The organism is Bacillus sp. V3-13 (assembly GCF_002860165.1).
Lineage (GTDB): Bacteria > Bacillota > Bacilli > Bacillales > Cytobacillaceae > Bacillus_BJ.
Genome location: NZ_PGUZ01000097.1, coordinates 1 through 2,510, shown reverse-complemented (window position 1 = coordinate 2,510; position 2,510 = coordinate 1). Strand labels below are relative to the sequence as shown.

The following is a 2,510-nucleotide window of genomic DNA, read 5'->3' as shown; positions in this document are numbered from 1 at the left end:
TAAGTACAGTACGAATAACGGGATAGGTTTGTCTAATTATGGATAATCAACACTCATGGTTTTCGGTGATACTTTTATGTTCTTCTGCATTGGCTGACCCTAGGAGTTGGTGGAGTATTCGTGAAGTAACTGAGATTCGTGAAGGTGGTTTTACAGCGCATTTTTCTTGGATGAAAATAACTTGTTATGCCTTAGTTACTCTAATTTTAGTTGCTATTCTAAACCAACCTTCGGTAAAAAAAGCCGTTAAAACTATGTTGTTGAAAATTGGAGTGAAAAAACTTCAATTACTATTAAATACTATTAAAACTTTATTGAACTAATTGCACTAACTTACTGGTGCTAATTTCATTAAGTGAGAACCAGTTTAAATAGCTATAGATCTTCAACTATCGGGCGCTTTTCATGAGTAAAGAAAGTGTCCTTTTCTTGTATTTCAAGGCTTCTTATAGTTTAGTAATTTGTTATTGTTTTCGATTGTTGAGTAACCTGTGTATGAAAAAGACTCTCCTTGAACATAATAGTATTTAGATTAATGGATTTAAACAATAGGAGAGTGAAAGAATCATGTTATTATCAGAAGCATGGGAAAAGTATCAACAAGATAAAAAAATTGAGGGATATTCACCACTTACATTAAAAACATACTGTTTTCAATATAATCTCCTATTACGATTTTTCGGAAATATGGACATGAGTGAAATTACTACGGAGAAACTAAAAGAATATCTAATACATGAGGGCGATCATTTAAAACCATCAAGTCTTGGACACAGGGTTCGTTGCATTAAATCACTATTCAAATGGATACATGAAGAAGGCTATATTCCGAAGAATCCTGCTGCCAAATTAAAAGAACCAAAATTAGGTATAAGAATTCCAAAGTTTCTATCCGAACTAGAGATCGAACATCTTAGAGAAGCTTGTCATACAACGTTGGAGAATGCGTTATTTGAGTTTATGTATTCGACCGGTTGCCGTATTGAGGAAGTGGTAAAATTAGATCGTGATGATATTAATTTTCGGACAAATTCAGTAATTGTCCATGGAAAAGGTGATAAAGAAAGAGAAGTATACTTTAATACTCGATGCTCCATTTGGTTAAAAAGGTATTTAGATGAACGAGATGATGAAGAGTCTTGTTTATTCATTACGGAAAGAAGGCCAAAAAGGCGTATGAGTATTGATAACTTAAGATATATTATCAAAAGAATATCGAATCGTGCTGGAATAAAAAAGAGTATACATCCACATCAATTACGTCATAGCTATGCTACACATATGATTAATAACGGTGCACCACTTGAGGTAATTCAGAGCCCTACTAGGTCATGAGAAGAGTGAGACTACAAAAATATATGCTCAGCTAAGTGGAAAGTTGAGGCACGATTTTTATAGTAAATATTTTTGAAATCTATTTAATTAAATTTTAATTGAAATAGTGATTCACATATTAAAAGTCATGTCCTTTAAAAACAGGTTTTCTGTGTAACTAACGGAGGTAATTATTTAAGTTGTCATGGGAATATGCTATGGTAATGATAGGAAGCAAAACAAGGAGTGATAAACAATGAAATGGGAAGAGGTTCGTAAATTATACCCAGATCAATATGTAAAACTTAATATCCTTGATTTTTACTTAGAAGATAATAGAAAAATTGTAACGGATGTCGCATTAATTAATGTCATTGAAGATTCTAAATTGGCTACAAAAGAGTTACTTAAATCAAAAGGCAATACCATTGTTTATCATACAGGTTCCGATAAAATTATTATTGAAATGAGAACCCCAACAGGCTTAAGAGGTATGAGATTATGAAGTTAGAATTAGTGAATCGTTTACTCGAAGTGGAAATGACGATTTCTTATAAAGGAAAAACGAAAATAATAGATAAGCTTGTTATTGATACTGGTGCAGCTCATACTCTTATTTCATCCGACATTGTTGAGGAAATAGGTATTTACTTTGAAAATGGAGATCCTTTAGTCAGTGCGTACGGAATTGGCGGTGAGGAATATTCTTTCCGAAAACCAGTTGATTTTATTAAGCTCGGTACGCATGAAATACCAGAAATGAAGTTGGACTTTGGAAATTTAGATGATTGGGGTATCAATGGTCTCATAGGGCTTGATATCTTAATGAATGGAAAATTCATCATTGATTTAGAGAAATTAGAATTAGTTCAAAATCATTAATCAAAATATGAATTCCCTAGCAATTTAGTTATAGCGTATCTCTCAAATAAGGGACACGCTTATTTTTGTTTAGGGCCATTTAATTGAATAACACTTCCAAACAAAAATGGATATTTATGTTAATATCGGTGTGAGATTGTGAAGAAATGTACTTAAACTATAGGTGCAGGTTAATTGACGAAGGGATTAATGTTCATCGTACAGAATTATTTGATTTAATAACGAGGAGATTAGTAATGGAGTTCGATTTGATGTAAACGCTAGAATAAAGTTGACAGTTTTCGCTTGATAAGATTTTACACTTTTGCTCAATC

At 32.3% G+C, this 2,510-nt stretch carries 3 protein-coding genes and 1 pseudogene; all 4 read left to right on the top strand.

The genetic code is table 11. The features are described 5' to 3' along the window. The first annotated feature begins 38 nt into the window (after window positions 1-38). The 4 genes and pseudogenes from CU633_RS22100 to CU633_RS22085 all read left to right on the top strand — a co-directional run bounded on the left by CU633_RS22100 (window position 39) and on the right by CU633_RS22085 (window position 2,196). A complete protein-coding gene (locus CU633_RS22100; RefSeq protein WP_101662703.1) occupies window positions 39-323 on the top strand; it encodes a hypothetical protein in 285 nt (94 codons plus the stop codon). A gap of 244 nt (window positions 324-567) precedes the next feature. Next, a pseudogene (gene xerA, locus CU633_RS22095) lies at window positions 568-1,411 on the top strand (site-specific tyrosine recombinase/integron integrase). 159 nt (window positions 1,412-1,570) lie between these two features. Further along, on the top strand, window positions 1,571-1,819 hold the full coding sequence (locus tag CU633_RS22090) for a hypothetical protein (protein WP_101662702.1): 249 nt from the start codon (window positions 1,571-1,573) through the stop codon (window positions 1,817-1,819). Beyond that, a complete protein-coding gene (locus CU633_RS22085) occupies window positions 1,816-2,196 on the top strand; it encodes a retropepsin-like aspartic protease (RefSeq protein WP_101662701.1) in 381 nt (126 codons plus the stop codon). The genes CU633_RS22090 and CU633_RS22085 overlap by 4 nt, the downstream gene beginning before the upstream one ends. The last annotated feature ends 314 nt before the right edge of the window (window positions 2,197-2,510 follow it).